At 46.8% G+C, this 20,517-nt stretch carries 16 protein-coding genes; 11 read left to right on the top strand and 5 right to left on the bottom strand.

Annotation, left to right across the window (positions count from 1 at the left end; all coding sequences use genetic code 11):
* The first annotated feature begins 224 nt into the window (after positions 1–224).
* Entirely contained in the window at positions 225–770 is a 546-nt protein-coding gene (locus tag ACYUJT_RS02905) for a TetR/AcrR family transcriptional regulator (RefSeq protein WP_460319739.1), read from the top strand.
* Positions 771–827: 57 nt separating this feature from the next.
* Positions 828–1,259, top strand: coding sequence for an SRPBCC family protein (locus ACYUJT_RS02910; RefSeq protein ID WP_460318703.1), 432 nt, complete (start codon positions 828–830; stop codon positions 1,257–1,259).
* Between the two features lie 729 nt (positions 1,260–1,988).
* Here ACYUJT_RS02910 and ACYUJT_RS02915 read toward each other — a convergent pair.
* Positions 1,989–2,645 carry a transcriptional regulator gene (locus tag ACYUJT_RS02915; protein ID WP_460319741.1) on the bottom strand — a complete coding sequence of 219 codons (657 nt, stop codon included), beginning with the start codon at positions 2,643–2,645 and terminating at the stop codon, positions 1,989–1,991.
* Positions 2,646–3,021: 376 nt separating this feature from the next.
* Here ACYUJT_RS02915 and ACYUJT_RS02920 point away from each other — a divergent pair, with 376 nt between their 5' ends.
* The gene (locus ACYUJT_RS02920) at positions 3,022–3,906 is read left to right on the top strand and encodes a DMT family transporter (protein WP_460319743.1); all 885 of its coding nucleotides are present in this window, start codon (positions 3,022–3,024) and stop codon (positions 3,904–3,906) included.
* A gap of 10 nt (positions 3,907–3,916) precedes the next feature.
* On the opposite strand, the gene ACYUJT_RS02925 is transcribed toward ACYUJT_RS02920, so the two are convergent.
* Together ACYUJT_RS02925 and ACYUJT_RS02930 are read right to left on the bottom strand one after the other, a co-directional pair.
* Positions 3,917–4,549, bottom strand: coding sequence for a DUF2306 domain-containing protein (locus ACYUJT_RS02925; RefSeq protein ID WP_460318705.1), 633 nt, complete (start codon positions 4,547–4,549; stop codon positions 3,917–3,919).
* 23 nt (positions 4,550–4,572) lie between these two features.
* Positions 4,573–5,628: a DJ-1/PfpI family protein gene (locus ACYUJT_RS02930; protein ID WP_460318706.1), complete on the bottom strand. Its 1,056-nt coding sequence runs from the start codon at positions 5,626–5,628 to the stop codon at positions 4,573–4,575.
* A 235-nt stretch (positions 5,629–5,863) separates the two neighbouring features.
* Between ACYUJT_RS02930 and ACYUJT_RS02935 the strand changes: the two genes are divergently transcribed.
* Together ACYUJT_RS02935 and ACYUJT_RS02940 are read left to right on the top strand one after the other, a co-directional pair.
* Positions 5,864–6,550, top strand: coding sequence for a response regulator transcription factor (locus ACYUJT_RS02935; RefSeq protein ID WP_460318708.1), 687 nt, complete (start codon positions 5,864–5,866; stop codon positions 6,548–6,550).
* Position 6,551: 1 nt separating this feature from the next.
* The gene (locus ACYUJT_RS02940; protein WP_460318709.1) at positions 6,552–7,883 is read left to right on the top strand and encodes a sensor histidine kinase; all 1,332 of its coding nucleotides are present in this window, start codon (positions 6,552–6,554) and stop codon (positions 7,881–7,883) included.
* Between the two features lie 83 nt (positions 7,884–7,966).
* Here the strand turns inward: ACYUJT_RS02940 and ACYUJT_RS02945 are convergent, their stop codons facing one another.
* A complete protein-coding gene (locus ACYUJT_RS02945) occupies positions 7,967–8,884 on the bottom strand; it encodes an NAD(P)/FAD-dependent oxidoreductase (RefSeq protein WP_460318710.1) in 918 nt (305 codons plus the stop codon).
* An 86-nt stretch (positions 8,885–8,970) separates the two neighbouring features.
* The gene (locus ACYUJT_RS02950; RefSeq protein ID WP_460318711.1) at positions 8,971–9,432 is read right to left on the bottom strand and encodes an RrF2 family transcriptional regulator; all 462 of its coding nucleotides are present in this window, start codon (positions 9,430–9,432) and stop codon (positions 8,971–8,973) included.
* A 231-nt stretch (positions 9,433–9,663) separates the two neighbouring features.
* On the opposite strand from ACYUJT_RS02950, the gene ACYUJT_RS02955 reads away from it, so the two are divergent.
* From ACYUJT_RS02955 to ACYUJT_RS02980, 6 genes are all read left to right on the top strand, one after another.
* Entirely contained in the window at positions 9,664–11,430 is a 1,767-nt protein-coding gene (locus ACYUJT_RS02955) for a glucuronyl esterase domain-containing protein (protein ID WP_460318713.1), read from the top strand.
* Positions 11,431–11,623: 193 nt separating this feature from the next.
* Positions 11,624–13,171 carry a hypothetical protein gene (locus ACYUJT_RS02960; RefSeq protein WP_460318714.1) on the top strand — a complete coding sequence of 516 codons (1,548 nt, stop codon included), beginning with the start codon at positions 11,624–11,626 and terminating at the stop codon, positions 13,169–13,171.
* Positions 13,168–15,108, top strand: a complete 1,941-nt coding sequence (locus ACYUJT_RS02965) for a TOMM precursor leader peptide-binding protein (RefSeq protein ID WP_460318716.1) — start codon at positions 13,168–13,170, stop codon at positions 15,106–15,108. Before ACYUJT_RS02960 ends, ACYUJT_RS02965 begins: the two co-directional genes overlap by 4 nt.
* Positions 15,109–15,230: 122 nt before the next feature.
* Complete coding sequence (locus ACYUJT_RS02970; protein ID WP_460318717.1) at positions 15,231–15,347, top strand: YjcZ family sporulation protein; 117 nt, start codon at positions 15,231–15,233, stop codon at positions 15,345–15,347.
* Between the two features lie 244 nt (positions 15,348–15,591).
* Positions 15,592–18,012 (top strand): S-layer homology domain-containing protein, encoded by a 2,421-nt coding sequence (locus ACYUJT_RS02975; protein ID WP_460318718.1) that lies wholly within the window; start codon positions 15,592–15,594, stop codon positions 18,010–18,012.
* Between the two features lie 229 nt (positions 18,013–18,241).
* A complete protein-coding gene (locus tag ACYUJT_RS02980; RefSeq protein WP_460318720.1) occupies positions 18,242–20,485 on the top strand; it encodes an AraC family transcriptional regulator in 2,244 nt (747 codons plus the stop codon).
* The last annotated feature ends 32 nt before the right edge of the window (positions 20,486–20,517 follow it).

A 20,517-nucleotide genomic window follows, 5' to 3' on the forward strand; every position in this document is an offset into this window, starting at 1 on the left:
TAATATATTTAATTTCTTTCCATTTGTCAAGAATAACCATTAGATTGTGTATTTGAATGTAGCACATTTGCTGAAAACGATGAATCTTGAACAGATTGACTTTCGTCATGATTGGATTTATTATACAATCAAATGATAGTGATTACTAACTAACAATTGCGAGCCAAGCAGAGGAAGGTAGAAATTTGGTGAACACACTGAAATTGGACAATAAAAGTAAATTGATGCTGGCGGCCATCGACTTAATGGCTGAAAAGGGATACAAAGGAGTATCGACTAAAGAAATTGCCGCAGCGGCAGGTGTCAGCGAGATGACCTTGTTCCGCAATTTCGGAAGCAAGCAAAACCTGCTTGAGGAAGCGGTTGATCGTTATCATTACTCGATTGAAATGGAAAAGCTTTTTGAGGAGCAGATCGAGTGGGATTTGAAAGCGGACTTGCATACGATATGCCGAATGTATCATGAAATCATGCAGCATAACCGTAAATTGTTTCTCATTGTCCTAGGTGATAACGAACTGCTTAGCATTCGGGAGAAGGCAGAGAGGCATCCGCGCAAATTGTTGGAGTTGTTAACGGATTATTTTAATGAGATGCAGAGAAAGAACAAAATGATATCTACGGATGCGGAAACCCAGGCGATCACGTTTATGTGGATGAATTACGGAGCATTCATGTCGCAGCTGTTCGGCGCGTCGATTACTAAAGTTACACAGCAAACTTTCATGGATTCGAGTATCGAGCTATTTGTTAAGGCTTTGACCCCATAAATTTTTTACTCAATGTATTAGTTAGTGCTAACAAACTTAATTGGAGAGGTGTTAGGGATGATGAAAAAAACCGAAGACGCCAAAATGGTTGGTCAAACTGCATCTGCTGGTTTTCAAGTCGGGGTTCGGAGGACGTTGCCGATTTCACAGGAACAGTCATGGGCGTTTCTTACCTCCTCTGAAGGATTGAAATTATGGCTTGGAACTATTCCGACCTTTAATATGAAGGAGGGAGAGACCTTTAAATCCGATGAGGGAATTACAGGGCAATTCAGGGTAGTTAAACCGTTGAAACAGATTCGTTTGAAGTGGGGAAAGATCGGGTGGGACAAACCATCCACGCTGCAAATCCGGCTGATATCCGATAGACCTGACAGAACAACGATTAGCTTTCATCAAGAGAACTTGGATCATGCAAATACACGCGAACAAATGAAGCTCTATTGGGAAGAAGTGCTTGCCGCGATAAGGGAAAGGACAAGTCATTAATCATGATAAAGGAGATGAATATGAATAAGTTTGGCCATATCGACCTTCGAGTGACAATCTGAAAAGCGTTACTGTCATGGCAGTGAAACTGACTAACTTGGTAGATCGCATCGCTGCCAGCGGTGAGGTCCGGGTTAGAGGCTAGAAGTTAGAGGTCTGATCCCCCTAGGCTTCATACGAATAAAAAGGTTAGCCCTAGTGGCTAACCTTTTTTGTTTGTTTTATTTGGATTTGGAGTGGGCCACCCCCCGGGGTTCAGACCTTGCGTAGGGGGCGAAGGCGGACGAGCTCACTACGTACTCTGTAGGAGGCAACCGTCTTTATCCCGAGTCTAACGAATCTCATCCACGCTATTTGCACATATTAGCTATTATTTTTATTCTAACGAATCTCAGACACTCTATTTGCCGTTTATGTTCTGTTTGGAGCAGTAAAGTATGAAATAACGTTCCTCAGCTTCGTTACATTTTGCCTAAGGTTGTTTTTAAACAAATAGCGATCATGAGATTCGTTAGAAAATTTCGGTTACGCACAGGGTCACATTTTCGCTTTGAGTCCTGGTCTCGGTCACGTACTCGTTTTCGTTCAAGGTTCCATTTTCGGTCTCATCTTAATTCCTACTCGCTCGCTGTCATAATTTCGGTCTAAGCTTCGGTCTAAGTTTCGGTCAAAGCCTCGCAATAAACTCCACGCTATAATCCTCGCCCTATGTCTCTCTCAAAACCTCTCTCAAAACTCGGTCTCTGGGAGCCTGTAGGTTCGGTATCGTAGTTTGCCGCTTGCGATCAGCAGTAATTGTTTGCTAGCGAGTTGGCGGAGGATTTTACGCGTATGCTGCTCCGAAAGCTGAAGATGAGCGGAAATTTCACCGGGTGTAAAAGGGCGCAGCAGTCTGCGGGCAAATCTTATGGTTTCAGCCTCCGCCCAATGGAGTCCGGAGGGTACAGAGCTTGAGAGAAACTTTCCAATAAAAGAAAGTGTAAGCTGCTTACAGACGCTCGGATCGTCGCGGATAGATAAGTAGGCGATCGGGAGGAACAGCCAATCATCTAGAACCAGTAAAGACTGCTTCATGCACAAATCCTTAAATCGACTGACTTCAATATCTCTGGCGTGACTCCGATAATCTTGAATTTCAATGCAGCCCTTGATATTTCCCGGTAAATAAGCGAGGTCAAGGTAACGATAGCCGTTATTATAATCTCTAACCTCATATTCAGGATATAAGTGATCAAGGTTGCCTATGGTGGGATACCAAATTCTGCGCAAATAATCTACCGTTCCTCGGCTCAGTCCCTTTCGAAGCATCTCCCTTCTTCGCGGACTTGTCTCCTCAGCAATCTGCTGATCCAGCCATTTCGCATAAACTTCTTCAAACATGCTAATTGCATATCACTCCCATCCCCAATAATACAAAAACCGCCTCAACACCCAATGTTCGAGAACATGAGTATCAAAGCGATATATGCTTTACACCGATAATTTAAAATCTATTGTAACAAAATATGGTAGTTCCTTCAAATCACTTAAGTCAAAGATACGAAGGCGATAAGTGGGAAAAATATATCAGCATCCTAAAGTGGAAGGATGGGGCGGAGAAGTCGTGTAGAAGTTGTGTTGGATTGATATTTTTGAATTTTTAGGAGGAGTTAGTCTGATTAAATAGAGGATCGCAAGTGGTTAATTATGGCAAGTGTATACGCGAGAAGCTTTTGTCTATAGAATAGAGTAGTTGATTTTAGATTAGGAGCGGATAGTTTTGATGGTTAAGGCATATTTATGGCTCATTTTTTGCGTAGTAGTGTGGGGGAGTAATTTTGTATTTGGGAAAATGTTAATCCAACATTTCTCGCCAACGCTGCTTACAGAATTGAGACTATTGTTTATTGTGATGTTATTAGTTGGACTAGCTGCTTATAAAAAGGCATTTATACGCATCAATAAAACAGATTTCATATTACTGTTTGTTCTCGGGGTGATCGGCGTATTTATTAATCAATGGTCTTTTTTTGCGGGCCTGCAAACAGCCGATCCTACAACGTCAGCATTAATATTAGCGACGACACCTATTTTGGCAGGGGTATTAGCAGCGGTATTTTTAAAGGAAAAGTTAACGGTTCGCATGCTGCTGGGATCCACAGTTGCAATTTTAGGTATTTACTTTGTCGTGACGAAAGGGAAATTTTCCACGATACATGTGGATAAAGGGCTTTTATGGATTGTGGTCACCATGGTGACATTTGCCATTATGATTATTATGACGAGAGTACTATCTCAAAGAATCAATCCTCTTACAATTACTCTATATTCAAATATCGTCGGCTTTATCGTTGGGCTGCCTTTCATATCTGCATTGGACAATCCCATTCGGATTAGTCTCCATTTCAATGACTGGGCATTTTTAATTGGAACAGCCGTTGTTGTACATGGGATAGCTACGCTAATTTGGAATCAAAATATCCGGCATGTAGATGCGTCAAAAGCGTCTATCTTATCTAATTTAGAGCCTTTTGTCGCGATGGTCATGGGATTTGTCTTGCTATACAAGCCAATTACAGGAGTTGAGATATTAGGATCCCTCCTCATAGTGGGGGGAGTAGTCTTATCCACTTTTCAGCGAAAGAAAAAGGTTAGCCATTCTGGCTAGCCTTTTTTTATTATACTGGGTTTGGCTGGCTTCTATATATGATGAGATTAGGAATAATCAGCAGCAGCACCAGGGAGGCGTACACTCCGATGGAGTAGCTGGCAGCGTAATTGAAGCCGAATCCCTGGTGAAAAAGGGAGGTCGCAAGATGAATCGACATGTTCGTGAAACAAAAGGCATAGCTTCGTATCATCCAATTGCGGTGCCGGGCGACTCGTTTCCTTTTGATTTGGACAAGCGCCGTGATGGTAAAGGCCATCCATATCAAATTCATCGCATTGAATGCTATGCTGCTGATTTTTCCGCCGGTTGCGTAAGGCGCCATGTACCCGGAGGTCAGTACGACAAGAAAGACGGACACGACATAAATATAGCCGTTGATGCGGTGGAATATGCGGTTTTTGGCTAAGATTCGATTCGAAAAATTGAGCAGCCCCGTTGCCGTGGCGATACAGGCAAAGGCAACATGCACGTACATCACGTTTAGCCATGCCCGAAGTTTTAACTCGCGGCGCAATCCGGTTTTCTGGCTCAGAAAATGTGTGGCTTCCGGATCAATCATATAATTTTTCACCAAGGCGTACAGGATGACGGCAATGCTTATCACGGACAAAATGATAAACAGAGTATTATGTTTCTTCATATGATTTAAAATCCCCCATCGGGTTAGGAAACCCGTATTCCCTCTAGTTTAGATCCCGGCAGTAAGCCGGCCTTGGCGATTCCGGTCATTTGATTTCCTTCGGCAGCCACTTCAAATCTCAGATTCAATCTCATAGGTTTGGAGATTTTGAGCGACCAGGCAAGTTTGCCGTCCTGAAGCAAGGGATCTGTGAACTCTACCGTTTCATCTCCTTGAGTGGCCGTTCCGCGAATCAGCCCATTCCGGGTTGAAATCGAGAGCCTGACCTGCAATTTCCCGACGGGCGTAGCAATCGTTGTATCCCAATCTCCGTCAAAATCGGATACCTGGGTGTTGTTCATATACTGGTTCTCAAATGTCGCTGTCTGTATAGGCGTCTCCGACGTTGTCACCTGGTCCGCAACGTTCGGGTCTTTGTTGGTTAATTCTTTTTGAGTCCTTGGCGCCATGCCTTTCTCTCGCCAAACCGTTCCTCTCCGTTCGAACTCAAACAACTCTTCTACCGCGTGGGCAATACGCGGTCCAAGCTCGCGTTCCACCAGATGCAGAGCAACATCCAGCCCCGATGTGACGCCTCCGCCCGTAACCAGGTTGCCGTCGTCGACAACACGTGCCTGGATGGGAATAGCCCCGGTCGATCCAAGTAAATCCATGCCCAAACGATGGGTGACTGCTGCTCTACCCTCCAACAAGCCTCCCATGGCCAGCAGCATGGAGCCGCCGCATACGGTAGCGATCACGGTATTATGCTGCATGAAGGCCTGCCTGATTAGACTGGTTAATGCCGTACCCATTGCCCGGATCAATATAGCCGGCACCGAATCAGGGCCATCTCCCTCTAAGTCGCCGGATGCGCCAGGAACAAGAATGATTCCCGCCAGTTCCGGGTTCAGCCGGCCGCTTGCCTCAATGATTAACCCGTTTGTGCCGCTTGGCACGGGCCTCGGCCCTTCGGCCGTGACGAATTCCACGCTTAGTGCTCCGCCTGCAAACATTTCGGCAGCGCAAAACACCTCGTAAGGCGCAATGGCATCTAAAAGGTCGAAACCATCAAATAATACGATTTGAACGGATAACATAACTAGATTCTCCTTTTCCCGCTTCAGTTTAGTTTGTATCTGTCGTAACACAACAGGATCATATCAAGCAGATATCTCGAACCCGGCTATGAAAAAATCACAAAACTATAAACAATTCATCACAAAACGCCAGGTTTGGTTTTTTGAATAGAAAAAATGATAAACTTATTTCGAATTCCCTTGAGAACCTCTATTTTGTATGAGGTAGAATCATAAGCTTAAAGGTGGAGTATTTGTGAATGAGCTGAACACGATTTTGGTCGTAGATGACGATGAGAGCATTGTTGAGCTTTTGAAGGATTTTTTGGAGCATGAAAACTTTCGAGTAGAAACCGCCTGCGATGCGGCACAAGCGCTTGCCGAATTCCGGCGGAGTACGATTGATTGCATGATTGTTGACATCATGATGCCGGGACTGGATGGTTTTGAGTTATGCAGACGAATACGTGCAGAGAGCAGCGTTCCTATCCTATTTTTGAGCGCGCGCAGTGATGACGTGGACAAAATCCGAGGATTGACCCTTGGCGGCGACGATTATATTGTCAAGACAGCCTCCATTGGAGAAATTGTTGCTAGAGTAAAAGCCGTATTGCGGCGTACTGATCCTGGGCAGGAAATCAGCAGAGCGATATTGGACTATGGAGGCCTTAAAATAGATCTATCCACACGGGAAGTATTGGTAGAGGAGCAGAGTATCTCGCTCACCCCTAAGGAATTTGAGCTGCTGCGACTGTTTGTCGAGCATCCGCGGCATGTTTTTTCGTATGATCAATTGCTTCATAAATTTTGGGACGGAGTGGGCGATAAGCACACCATTCGCGTTCATCTTAGCCGGCTTCGGGAGAAGATCGAGGCTAATCCGAATCACCCTAGATACCTGATCAACGTATGGGGCGTGGGATACCGGTTTGAGGGAGGATAATATGAGGACTGTTCACATTCGTACCTTCACAATGCTTGGCTTGTCTTTCATACTTTTAGTGCCTTGGATCTTTTTCTTAACGGGACATTTCCTGCAAACGAAAACTTTGAGCTTAGGCGAGAACCAGTTTCAAAAGCAGCGGATACAAGAAAGTCTGTCTGAAATAACCCAGCTGATCGGAGCCAATACGGACAACTGGACGGATCCTATATGGCAAAACGAGCTGCAAACTCTTTTACAGGAAGCGAAGTTAGATGCGGTCATTCTGGATGCCTCTGATCAGGAAATTTACCGATCCAAAACGGGGCGCGAAAGGGCATGGCTGTCGACCGAACAGTTCTCTATGATTGAGGATGGCCAAGTACTTGGCCGAGTCGTCATTTACCTGCCGAATTCAAAGGCGGTTTCAATGATTGCGATCGCTTCGGGGATTTTGCTGGCGTTTATTATAGTAGCTGAAGCAATGCGGAGGTTGATTCTCAAACCCCTCGACAGGATGAGCATGGCTGCCAGGCAAATTGCGGCCGGAGATTGGGATGTTCAGCTGCCCTCGTCCAAAATTACGGAAATTGCCGAAGTACGCAATGGTTTCGAAGTGATGGTGGAGGGGCTGCAGCAATCTTTTCAGAAACAACTTGAAATGGAAGAGGAACGCCGATTCGTAATTGCTGCGGTCGCACATGATTTAAGAACACCGTTATTTGCTTTGCGGGGTTATTTAGATGGCATAGAACAAGGCATTGCGGAGTCCCCGGATAAATTGGCAAAATATTTGGCGGTTTGCAAGGAAAAATCAGCGCAGCTGGACAGACTGGTAGAGGACCTGTTCACATTTACGAAAGTCGAGTATTTGGAGGCCGAGCTATCCCAAAGCACGATTGACTTTAAGTTTATCCTGCAAAAGGCGGTTGATAGCTTGGAGCCGCTTGCCCGACAAAAGAACATCACTGTGATTATGAAACATTCTGGGAATGATTGCTGCGTTATAGGCGATGCGCTCCTATTGGAGAGGGCCATGAATAATATTATAGATAACGCTGTAAGGCATACACCAAACCATGGTGAAATTTTCGTCCAATGCGAGAAGGATGAACATAAAGTAATCTTTACTATTCAGGATACAGGTCCAGGTTTTGCTTCAGACGAACTGGGGCATGTATTTGATCTGCTATATCGCGGAGAAGCCTCAAGAAATCGTTCAACAGGAGGGGCCGGATTAGGGTTATCTATTGCACAGAGAATTATTAGGCAGCACGGAGGCGAGCTTACCGCAGCGAACCAACCCGATCAAGGAGCCCTTCTGTCAGGGTGGATCCCTTTAGCAACAGCTTAATAGGATAAACCCTATTAAGCTGTATGCAATGGGAGATGCCCCTTGCTGGCATCAATACGCTAACTCCGCACATCGTCCAATCTTCATCCGTTTTGCACCCAAGCCTCCAGATTCAGCTCATTGTTCATGGCTGCAGCGACGAATGCCCCCATAGAGGCGGCAGCAATGGACTGATGCATCCGCGACGCGGCATCTCCGACGCTGTAGGCGCCAGGAACATTTGTTTTTCCGAATTCATCGACGATAATCATTTCTGTTTCCGTAAGGCGGCATCCTATGGCTCGGGGCAGGTCCGATCCCGTAACCAGCTCTGGCTTAAAAAAGATCCCCATACATGGAATGGTCGTCCCGTCTTCGAGAACAACTTGCTCAACCGCCCCGTCGATAGAGTCGATGGATCGAATCGGAGATTCGAATAAGGGAACGCGGTGCCGCCTGAGCTCCTCGCGCTGAGCATCCGTAAGTTCATCGGGGCCGTTCGTACAGATGGTAAAATGGTTCGTCCATCCGGATATCAATGGAGCGAAGTGCATGAGCTCAGCCCCCTTGTTAATGATGACAAGCGGCTTGTCCCGCAATTCCCAGCCATCACAGTACGGGCAGACGAAGGCGCTTTTCCCATAGACTTCCGCTAGTCCTGGTATGTCCAGCGGTCGATCTTTCATTCCGACAGCAAACAGCACCTTTTTGCTTGCAAAGATTGTTCCTTGCGCAGTCGCGATTTGAAACTGACCGTCCGTCCCCGCAATCGACACCGCTGTATCCTCTACAAAAGACACGGAAGGATAGGCGCTGATTTCTTCCCGTGCAATTCGCCGGAATTCGCTTGGTTTTATCCCGTCGCGGGTAAGAAATCCGTGGGACTCGCGAGTTACTGCATTCCGAGGGCGGCCCTCATCGATCACTACTACGTTCTTCCTTGCTCTTCCTAGAACGAGGGCGGCATTCAAACCTGCAGGACCTCCGCCTATAATCGCTACATCGAATAATTGACTTTGCATGTATTCAAACACCTCCGTGGATCTATAATATCCATAATTAAAATGCAAGAAGCACATCACTTCTTGTCTTCAGTATAGCTGCATTCCTATTCCTTTAAAGCTGCGTTCAGCACGGACTGGATCGTATGCTCCCGCAAGTATTGATAGAGATGCTGTTCTGCACCATCCATCACCTTTTTTACCAAGCATTCGCCATGTTTTTGCTCATCATGCTGCTGCTGGGCCGTGCTCTCTTCTGTTAACAACCGGTGCTGCTGCGAATTCAAATTCGAGCAATCAAACAGCTGCTGCCGGCCTTCGATCACGTGGATGACATCAAGAAACGTAATTTCTCCTGCCGGCCTTGCGAGCTCGTAACCGCCATTAACTCCCGGTACGGCGCGTACAATGCCATCCTGCCGCAGCTTGGACATGATTTTGGATAAATAGCTTTCTGAAACGCCAAGCATGGCGGATAACTCCTTGATCCCCACATTGTTCCTACGCTCCGAGTGAGCCAAGTGAATTAAGGCGTGCAGAGCGTAATCGGTGCTTTTTGAAAACTGCATGTTGATTTCCCTCCTTTCCTAACTACTCTCCTATTGCGGATCTGTGATATCCATATTAACTGATTCGGCTTCATTTTGCAATTATCGAAATAATCGAAAACGAACTCTAATATTTGAATTATTTGTAATTAATTAGTAATTCTTGAATATATCAAAATAGTACGAATTTTTCCTTGATTCATCATCTAATGGGAGAATTCTGAATTATTCAATGATTAAGGAGGAGAAAGAATGTTCAAACAGATCAAAAGATTTATCTCGGTTTTATTGTGTTTTTCTATTGTAGTGTGTCTAGTTATAGGCGCTCATGTATCAGAGGGAGTAAGCGCTGCCGCGGCTGTTGTCATACCGCCATTCTCCTCTCTCCAGGCAAATTCGAAGCTTCCTGATCCTTTTATGTTTTTGAATGGCACACGGATGACACAGAAAGATCAATGGTCGTCCCGGCGCGATGAAATCAAAGCTTTAGCGGAGAACTTCCAATATGGCATTAAGCCTCCAAAACCAGATTCCGTTACAGGATCGGTCGGCAATAACAACATTACAGTAACAAGTAAGCTTGGCTCCAAATCAGTCTCCTTCACGGCTACCATACAGTATCCGAGCACAGGGAGTGCGCCTTATCCCGCGATCATAGGAATAGGCATGTCTAATCTGAATATTGCGGAATTATCCAGGCTAGGCGTTGCTGTCATTAATTTGCCTAATGATGATATCGCTAATCAGACAAATGCGAGTTCGAGGGGAAAAGGAAAGTTCTATGACCTTTATGGCAGTAATCATTCTGCCGGCTCGATTATGGCATGGGCCTGGGGCGTCAGCCGTCTGATTGATGCCATTGAGACCACTTCAGCAACGAGGATTGACGCTCAAAGGCTAGGCGTAACAGGCTGCTCACGTAATGGAAAAGGGGCTTTGGCAGCAGGTGCGTGGGATGAGCGAATTGCTTTGACTATACCCCAAGAACCAGGTGCAGGGGGATCATCAAGCTGGCGGATAAACGACAGCCTGCTAGCTTCAGGACAAAACGTACAAACCTTGTCACAGATTGTGACGGAAAATACCTGGTTCACTTCTTCATTTTCTCAATTTGGAAATGCCGTCAATAAACTCCCTTTTGACATGCATTCGATTGCAGCATTAGTTGCACCTCGTGCGCTATTGATCATCGAAAATCCCGACTTTGAATGGTTAGGTCCTTCCAGTGCATATCAGTCTGCAATGACTTCGCGAATGGTATGGGAAGCGCTCGGTGTTCCTGATAAAATGGGCTTTTCACAGGTAGGTGGTCATGGTCACTGTTCATTCCCGTCATCACAGCAACCTGAGGTAACCGCTTACATTCAAAAGTTCCTTATTGGCGGGGGGACTGGCAACACCAACATTATGAAGACGGATAGAGGTTATTCATTTGATAAAGCAAGATGGGTAGACTGGACGATTCCCACGCTAACGCAGACACCAACACCAACGCCAACACCAACGCCAACACCAACGCCGACACCGACACCAACACCAACACCAACACCAACACCAACACCAACACCAACACCGACGCCAAGTCAACCCAGGAACTTGGTTGTACAATATAAGGCTGGTGATACGAATGCGAGCGACAATCAGATTAAACCGCATTTCAATATTAAGAACAACGGGACCAGTGCCGTCAATTTGAGCGATCTCAAGCTTCGCTACTATTTCAGCAAGGATGGCAGCGCGGCGGTGAACGCCTGGATCGATTGGGCACAGATCGGCGGCGCCAATATTACAACTTTATTTACGGATGCTTATGTTGAATTAGGTTTTGGCTCGGGAGCGGGAGTCATTTCAGTAGGGGGGCAGACAGGAGATATTCAACTGCGCATGTCGAAATCGGATTGGTCGAATTTCGATGAAACGAATGACTACTCGTATGATGCCACAAAGACCTCCTATGCGGATTGGGATCGCGTAACTTTCTACCAGAATGGAATACTTGTATGGGGAGTAGAACCTTAAGATTTAACTAGTGTTATTTTTCGTGTTAAGAGGTTAGCCAATTCTCTGGTTAGCCTTTTTTCTATTTTATATCGGAAATTCAGCCGCGACATGCTGAGATTTAGTCATATAAAAAAAAGCGGCGACATATCTTGAAGTAATTTTGTCGTTCGGGAAACGGTCATACCGATGGAGGGAAGGAGGTTCTATTGAAATGTCTCATCAGGAAGAGAGTACGCTCGCGGTCGGTTCCGGCCCAATTTTGCTCGCACTTGCTGAATCATGGTACGAAGCAGGTTTATCCAAGCTCACGGTATTCATAAGTGACATGGACGCTACAGACACGGCAAAATTGATGCAGCTCCGGGAAGGCGCGCTTGGCGCTAACCCGGAGGCTTCACTAAAAATCCTTACAGCTGCAGGAGATGAGGAACCAGATTGGAGGAGTATCATTGAGCCGTTTCAATTTATTATATATGTCGCGGAGACTGGCGAGTGGCGGGAGCTCCATCAGCTCCAGGATGCTTGTATAGCAGAAAGGAGACTGTTGCTTCCGGCTATAGCCCTTCAAGGATTGGGCTTGGCAGGCCCGTTGGTTGATCCTGGTGCTTGTGAACGCTGGGAATCCGCTTGGCGGCGTATTCATGTCTCGGCTCTACCTAAGAATCGAGAGCACGAATATCTCTCAACCGCGGCTGCCGCCGTATTGGCGAATATTGTCGTGCATCAATGGCATAAAGTAATAAGCCAGAATGAGGCGCTCGATTGCAGAAATCAATGTTTCGTCCTGGAGCCGGAGAAGTTAACCGGAAGCTGGCACAGGGTTCTTCCGCATCCTCTTGTATCCGGGTATGAAGCAGCACAGCAGTTACTAACCCCGGAGCTTAGCCGTAGTCTTGAAATAAGGGATGTTTCTCTGAACCCAGAGGAATGGTCCAAATATTTTAAAGGTTTGACTTCGGAGGTAACAGGCATATTCCATACCTGGGGGGAAGGCGATTTAATCCAGCTCCCGCTGGCCCAGTGTCTTGTTCAGCCTGTTGATCTGTTAACGGAAGGCCCAGCGCAGCTATTGCCTGCGATCGTCTGCAGCGGGCTGACGCATGAAGAGGCGCGGCGAGAGTCGGCATTGGCGGGTCTGGAAGCTTATGCTGCTCGGATGCTGCCGCTGCAGTTCGCCGGCTTGCCCCTCCATTTGCAGGAGGGGGTGTTCATCGGAGCGGGAAGCACGGTTGCCGAGGCGGTGGGGCGTGCACTCAGGTTTAGCCTGGCCCAGAAGCTGGCAGGGCGGCTGCATTCCCAGAGACAGCATGTAACGAGCATAACATGGATGGAAGTGGAAGATATCCGCTGCCGCTTTTATTTGGACGCTTTAAATATTACGGAAGGTGAGGTGCTGATTGCTGCGGGTGAACCGCTGCTTGGCTTCTCCGTAGTCTGGGTCTGCTCGGGCTCTTTATGGTATGTGAGCGCAGACCTTAGCTTCACACTGGCTCTTCGCAGTTCCCTCATGAAAGCACTGAATAAGGCGGAACCTCTGGAGATTACGCCTGTGATTGAAGAGGCTCAAGAGATTGAGGCCGCAGTGATATCTGACGGCGAACCCGTCGATTATTCGTCATTGACGCAGGAGGCCCTCAAGACATTGATGCAGTTCTCTGCTTCCATGAAGGTGTTCGATCTGCGAAGCGAGTCATTACTCGGCGCAGGGCCGTTTGCAATATATGGAGTCATCCTCAAAGAGGAGGAGGAGGTCCCGTGAATTCCGTATTAATCATTGGGGAGGGAAGGCTTGCAGACGCCGTGTGCAAGCAGTTGTTTGGATTTCCCGTCACTCGGAGGCCTGATTTCAGCGGAGATGTACCGGACGCGAAGCTCATATTGGTGCTTCAAGAAGAGGAGCAGGATGATTCCTCACTGTCACGCCAAGCGGAGAACATTTTGCAACCACTGGGTATTCCTTGGTTATGTGCTTATGTATCTTTGGGGGAAGGCGTGATCGGCCCGTTAGTTCGCCCGGGGGAAACCGGGTGTTTTCAATGTGCGGAGGCAAGGCTGTCCTTGGCAGGAAGCCATCGGGAAGAAGTAGAGGAAATGCTGATGAAGCTGGTCGATCCTGATTATATTCCTTCTTTCCAGGCTAGGCCGCAACGGGCAGGATTGACTTACATGGCACACATCGTTTCGGAGGAAGCAGCGAGGATTATGCGGGGTGACAAGGCCAATTGCGAGGAGCATGTATATCTCGTTCATTTCGGCAGTCTGAATTGTACCATCCATTATATTCTTCCTCGCGGAGCTTGTCCGGTTTGCGGCCAATTGCCGGATGACACGCCGGAAGCGGCCGAAATATCGCTGAAGCCCTGTCCCAAGCTAGGGCAAAGCTACCGCTGCCGATCGATGAGTGATTTGCAGGGCGTTCTGATCAAGGACTATTGGGATCGCCGTACCGGTTTTTTTAACGACAAGTATTGGGATCCGGCCTCTCCGTTTGCCGGCGTAGGCTTAAACCTGCCGGTTAGTTATTATAATGAAGTGACTGGCGGGCGTTCGAATTCCTATGAGAGCAGCGAGCTCGCAGCAATATTAGAGGGGTTGGAGCGATATTGCGGTATCGAGCCCCGGGGAAAACGAACCGTCGTGTTTGACAGCTATGCCAGCTTGAAGGATGTCGCAATCGATCCTTCCAAGGTGGGTGTTCATGCTGAGGAGCAATACGGTCAGGTGGATTTTTCTTTTAAACGGTTTGATCCGGATTCCCCTATAGAGTGGGTATGGGGTTATTCGTTCCTGCAGAGGCGGCCCGTTCTTGTTCCAAAACTGCTCGCTTATTACAGCGTAAGCAATGCAGGGGGATTCATTTACGAGACCTCTAACGGATGCGCCGTTGGGGGAAGTCTAGAAGAGGCAATTCTATACGGGATCTTCGAGGTCGTTGAACGAGACTCTTTTCTGATGACTTGGTACGCCGGACTACCCGTGCCGCGCTTGGAGCATACCTCGTCGGGGGATGCGGAGCTCTCGCTGATAATAAGCCGATTGCAGGCGGTTACAGGCTACGAGGTGCATTTGTATAATACGACAATGGAAAACGGAATTCCGAGCATATGGGCTTTGGCCAAAGGAAGCAGGGCGCAGAGCGTAAACCTGCTATGTGCCGCGGGTGCTCATCTGGACCCGGTCAGGGCAGCCAAGAGTGCACTCCACGAGCTTGCAAGCATGCTTCCGTCGGCCGAGAAAAGGCTGGGAGAGCGCCGGGAGGAGGCTGAGGCGATGCTGGAGGATTCTTTCCTTGTGGAGAACATGGAAGATCATTCTCTGCTGTACAGCTTGCCGCAAGCGGAGGAAAGACTGCGGTTTCTGCTGGATGAGCAGCGCCCCCTTCGGACTTTCGAGGAAGAATTTAACCCATTTCCGGTTAATGAAGATTTAACAGAGGACTTAAAATCAGTCCTTCAACTGTTCCGCGATTTGAAGCTGGATGTCATTGTCGTTGATCAATCATCGAAAGAGACGCTGCGCAATGGGCTGTACTGTGTGAAAGTATTAATTCCGGGAATGCTGCCGATGACTTTCGGTCATCAATTTACCCGGTTGAACGGTCTTAATCGAGTTCTGGATGTTCCGATGAAGCTTGGATACGCGAACCGTAAGCTTACCCCCGAAGATCTTAATCCTTATCCCCATCCATTCCCGTAGTGTTTTGCAATAATAGTTCCTTTTAGGCAAATTGTAAGTTTTTTTCATTTTAGATAGGAGTCCAATCCCTGAACGGTGTTTTTTCATAAAATTAAGAAGAAACCTGGAAGGGAGGATGTACAATGGGAGACTTAGTAGGTGGAGTAGGTAGCTGTGGCGGAGGTCTGTTTACAAGCACAGCCACAATCCTCGTTCTCTTTATTCTGCTGGTTATTGTTTCTCGTACGTTTCTTTACTAAGTGATGCACTGTGTTCGTCGTTAGTATAGTTAATGCCCAAGCCGACAGGCTTGGGCATTTTTTATTATGATAGGGGATGATGAATCAGTTGGAATATGACTCCTTGTTGCGTTAACAAATGGTTGATTAAGACCGATAAAGTTACTAAGTGAGTAATTAGTTCTTGGGGAGTGGTGAGTAGGAATATAATCCTATTTATTGAAAGCTAAGAATACATAGATTAATGTGGAGGTTTGAGGTTAACATGTTAGGAAATAATATCGTGAGGAAAATATTGCCGCTGGCTTTGTCGATAAGTATTGTAATGCCTCTTAGCGGAGTACATGGCCAAACAATGTATTCGGATATTCAAGGACATTGGGCGGAAACACAACTAAATAGCTGGATATCTCAGGGATTAATTAAGGGGTATACTGACGGCACTCTTAAGCCTAATAACGTAATTACGCGTGGAGAGTTTATGGCTCTAGTTAACCGTTCATTTCAGATTTATAAAACTAGTAGCATTAGTTTCAAGGATTTGAAAACATCTGACTGGGTATATACAGACGTTCAGAAAGCAATTGAAGCAGGGTATATCATGGGATACGAAGATCAGACTATCCGGTCTTCTGCTCCTTTAAGCCGACAGGAAGCAGCAGTTATTGTAGCCCAATTATTAAACTTGCCTGACGAGGAGCTGGCTTCTAATGTTTTTAAAGATGCTTCAACAATCGCGTCATGGAGTAAGGGAGCTGTAGGCGCTGCTGCTTCGAAAAATATCGTTTCAGGCTATGTAGACCGCACATTCAAACCGAAGGCAAATATTACTCGTGCTGAAGCCGTAGTCATGTTGGAAAAGGTAAGGAACTTAAAATTAAATGAGTTGTCTGAACAATTAATAAACGAGAAACCGTCATTGCCAGAATCTACTGAGACAACTAGTAGTGAAACACCAGCTCCGTCTACATCGTCAGAATCACCAAAATCCTGGTCACCGAACCCCTCTTATCCACCGCTAAGAGCGACTACAGGCGTAAGTGGAACGACATTGATTACTGTGCCTGGCACTGAATCAACGGCAGGTGTTAAGCAAGAAATAACACTACCGATTATTTCCGGTGCAGCAGATGCCGGGACAATTCGGGTAACATTTACAGATGGAACTGTTCCTGTGTTTGTGGATGTAACACTAATAGGTACAGAAATCGCTGAAGAAGTAGCGGCGAAAATTACTGCCGCATTCGGTTCCTCTATACCAGGCTGGGATGTAACTACAAACGAGGCGAATGTACTTTTTACTGCCAGCGTTGCTGCGCTCAACAACCCCAATGTTACAGCTGTGGTAGAAGATTTAGGAACCGGAGTAGGGGCGCTAAGCAGTTTGATTACTACTCTGGGTAATGACGTGACAGCAGGCACTGCCCAAGTAGTTACCCTGGAGATTGAGAATGGAGCCACAGGTTGGGGAACAATATATGCAAGATTCACGGATGGTAATATAACCGTTAATACAAGTATGTCAATAGTAGGTACAGAAACGGCTTTTGAAATAGCGGAGAATATTGCAACTGGATTCGGTACATCAATTAGCGGCTGGGATGTAACAGCTGTTGGTACGAAAGTTCTGTTTACAGCCCAAACGCCAGCAATTAACAATCCAAATGTTGGAGTAAGAGTATTGGAACCGTCAGGCGTAGGAGCTCCAGTTAGTACGATTACAACGTTAGGGGATTTAGCGTCAAATACGGCACAAGTAGTGACATTGAGGCTTCAAGCTAGCCAAGCAAGCGGGGGGCCAGTGAGCGTGAAGTTTACAGATGGTGTATCCACTGTCATTGTAGACGTCATGATGTTGGATTTCCCGGAAACGGGGGCTCAGTTAGCTGACAAGATTGCTGCCGCATTCGGTAATTCAATTCCAGGTTGGAGCGTAACTTCTAACTATATAGATGTTGTGTTTACAGCCAATATGCCGGCAGACAATAATGAGAAGGCTGTGGCAAAGTTTTCGGGAGCTATGACGGGAGTAGGGATGCCTGATAGTATAATAACAACCGAAGGTGATCCTACACCTACTGGAACATCACAAGTTGTAACGTTGGAAATCCCTAACGGTTCGACAGGCGCGGGATCGCTTAAAGTCAAGTTTACGGATGGAATAACGCCTGCATATTTGAGTGTTCCTTTGACAGGAGTTGAAACTGCCGCTGAGGTTGCAGCTAAAATTGCAGATACATTTGGATCATCTTTTTTTGGATGGAAGGTTGTGCCCTTTGGAACGAGTGTAGTATTTACTGCTCCATCTCCGGCTGCGAATAATCCGGATGTGGAAGTAACGGTAGCGGAGTTCTCATCAGGAGTGGTTGCTTCTGCTAGCATGATTACAACCTTAGGGGCTGACCCAAATATTGGTAATGAGCAAATTGCAACCTTAACGATAGAAAAAGCTGCGAAAGCAGCTGGAACGATTCGTGTAACATTCACAGACGGAACAACACCCGTACATGTAAATGTTAAGTTATCTGGCACTGAAACTACTGCTGAGGTAGCATCGAAAATAGCCGCAGCTTTTGGAACGACTATTACCGGCTGGGATGTAATGGTAATCGATTCGAACGTTCACTTTATTGCTAGCACACCTGCGGAAAATAATACAAATGTAAATGTAATCATTCAAGAATAATGGATAATAAATCATTAGCCACGCCTATGGGCGTGGCTTTCTGCTTTGTGGAAATGGTTTGATTTTTTAAGATACAGATTAAAAATTGGCGATCATTTTCAAATTGTATATTGTCCCAGTTACATAATCATCAGCCGAGTTTTGAAAATGTATAATAAAAGAAAAGACCGATTCGGTATAATGTAAATCTAGTGATGAAATAGACTATGACGACATGGGGGAATGGGGGATGTTTCGTAACCGAGTCAAGTTCAGGCAGAGCCTGGCGTTTAAGTGGGTCGTCTCTTATGCTGTCATTATGCTCATTCCGCTGATTGCCAGCGCAATTGTATATTTGCAAACGACGCAAATCGTCGAATATGAAATTCAGCGTGCGAATGACGGGATGCTCAAGCAGGTTAAATACATCGTGGATAGTGAGCTCAAACAGGCTGAGAAGCTGGCGGCCCAGCTCTCGATTCACAGTGATGTGCTTAAATTCCTAGAGCTTGATGCGGATTCGGAAGAGGAACATGCGTACTTCATTTACAAAACGAAGCAAGAGTTAAACAAATATAAGTCGTCCAACGATTTTATCAGCAGCATTTATCTTTATTCTTATCAATTGGATAAGGTGCTGACGAATGATACTTATGCGGGCAGTGAGCTGTTCTTTGACATCACCCACAGGACGGACGGCTACACATATGATCATTGGCTGTCCGATTTGCAGCATCCGCAGCCAAGGAAGTATTATGGGATGCCTGTGCTGGAGGCGGGCAAGAAGGAAAGAACGGCTGTCTTCATGGAAGCTTTGGAGAGAAAAGCCCAGGGGATGCAGCAAGGGACTTTGATCATGCCGCTGAACAGCAGCAAAATTCAGCATTTGCTGGGGAATGTGGATTGGGTCAATAAAGGGAAGGTCTATATCATTGATGAGCATGACCAGGTTCTGTTCCAGAACGGTACTGCCAAGCCGGCGGGCGATTCGTATTTACAGCTAAAGAACGATGAAGAGAGCATGGTGTCCTTCCTGGAATCCGACATTGCCGCATGGCGGTTTGTAAGCGTTTTCCCTACGGACGTGTTCTGGGATAAAGCCCGCGAAATCCGCAATTTGAATTTGTTGGGGCTTCTTCTGTGCTGTCTGGTCGGCGGGGGAGTGATTATGTATTTCGCGCGAAGGAACTATGATCCGGTACAGGAGCTGATGAGCATTTTCCCCCAAGTGACAAGAGAAGACAAGGTAACGGACGAATATGCATTTATTCGTGAGAGCATGCTGAAGACTTTGCGGGAGAAGGACGATATGAGCAATCATCAGATGCAGCAGATGCGGGTGCTCCAGAGCTACTATTTGGCCAGATTGTTGAAGGGTCAGTCGGAGCAAGCGATGTCGTTAAAGGAAGTGGCAAAAATGCACCGTATCGAGTGGCAGTCGGAGTTTTTTGCCGTCCTGCTGTTCTATATGGATCCGAAACAAGAAACGGATATTCCTTTGAATCTTTCTCATTTCATTGTTTCCAATATCGTGAAGGATCTGGTCAACAGAAGCTATAGTATCCATTTCACCGAGCTGGATGGATTGCTGGCAGCTATCCTTAACCTGGAGCCGGATCAATTGGAGTCATGGAGGGAAGAGACGGAAGAGACGGTTTCGGAAGCGATCGATTTCATTCAGCAGCGCTACAAGCTGAGCTTTGCGGTCTCAGGAAGCGAGGCGAATTGCTCCGTGGAGGGGATTCATCAGGCTTTCCTGCAAGCGCTCGAAGCCCAGGAATACAGACTGATCCTCGAAGAGAATGCCTTGATCTGGTATGGCGACATTAAGCCTGACGATACGGCCTACTCCTATTCCATGAATGAAGAGCTGGTGCTCATCAATTGGATTAAGAGCGGGGAGTTCCCTAAGGCTTCAGAAATGGTAGACGATATGATTGCGAACATATTCAGTCGGCAGGCTTCGATTGAAATGGTGAAATGCTTATTAATCGATTTAGCAAGTACAATGATAAAAGCCGTTCCCCAGGATAGTTGCATGACCGCGATCTGGGAGGAACGCCGCCCGTTGAAGCGCCTGCTCGCATGCTCTTCCCGTGCGGAGTTCAGACAGGGACTGCAGGAGCTTCTGTCTACGGTTTGCGAGCTGTCCCAGACCAAACTGGCTATGGCTTCGAATGCGGGCATTGGCGAACAGGTGGCGGGTTTCGTGGAGCAGAACTATGCCGACGTGAACCTCAGTGTCTCGATGATCGGGACTCAATTCGGAATCACGCCGCAGTATGTATCGAAGCTGTTTAAAGAGTATGCTGGCGGTGGACTTCATGATTACATCAGCAAGACGCGCATTCGGGAAGCTAAGCGGTTGCTGGAGCAGGATGCCTCGATCGATGAAACTTCGTCCAAAGTCGGATTCCTCAGCAGCAGTGCTTTTATCCGCGTATTTAAGAAATACGAAGGCATTACGCCGGGCCGTTACAAGTCTATTCAATAGAAGGGCGAAACAGTGGACGATGTAGACTACAA

It is taken from the genome of Paenibacillus sp. YSY-4.3, from assembly GCF_054767475.1.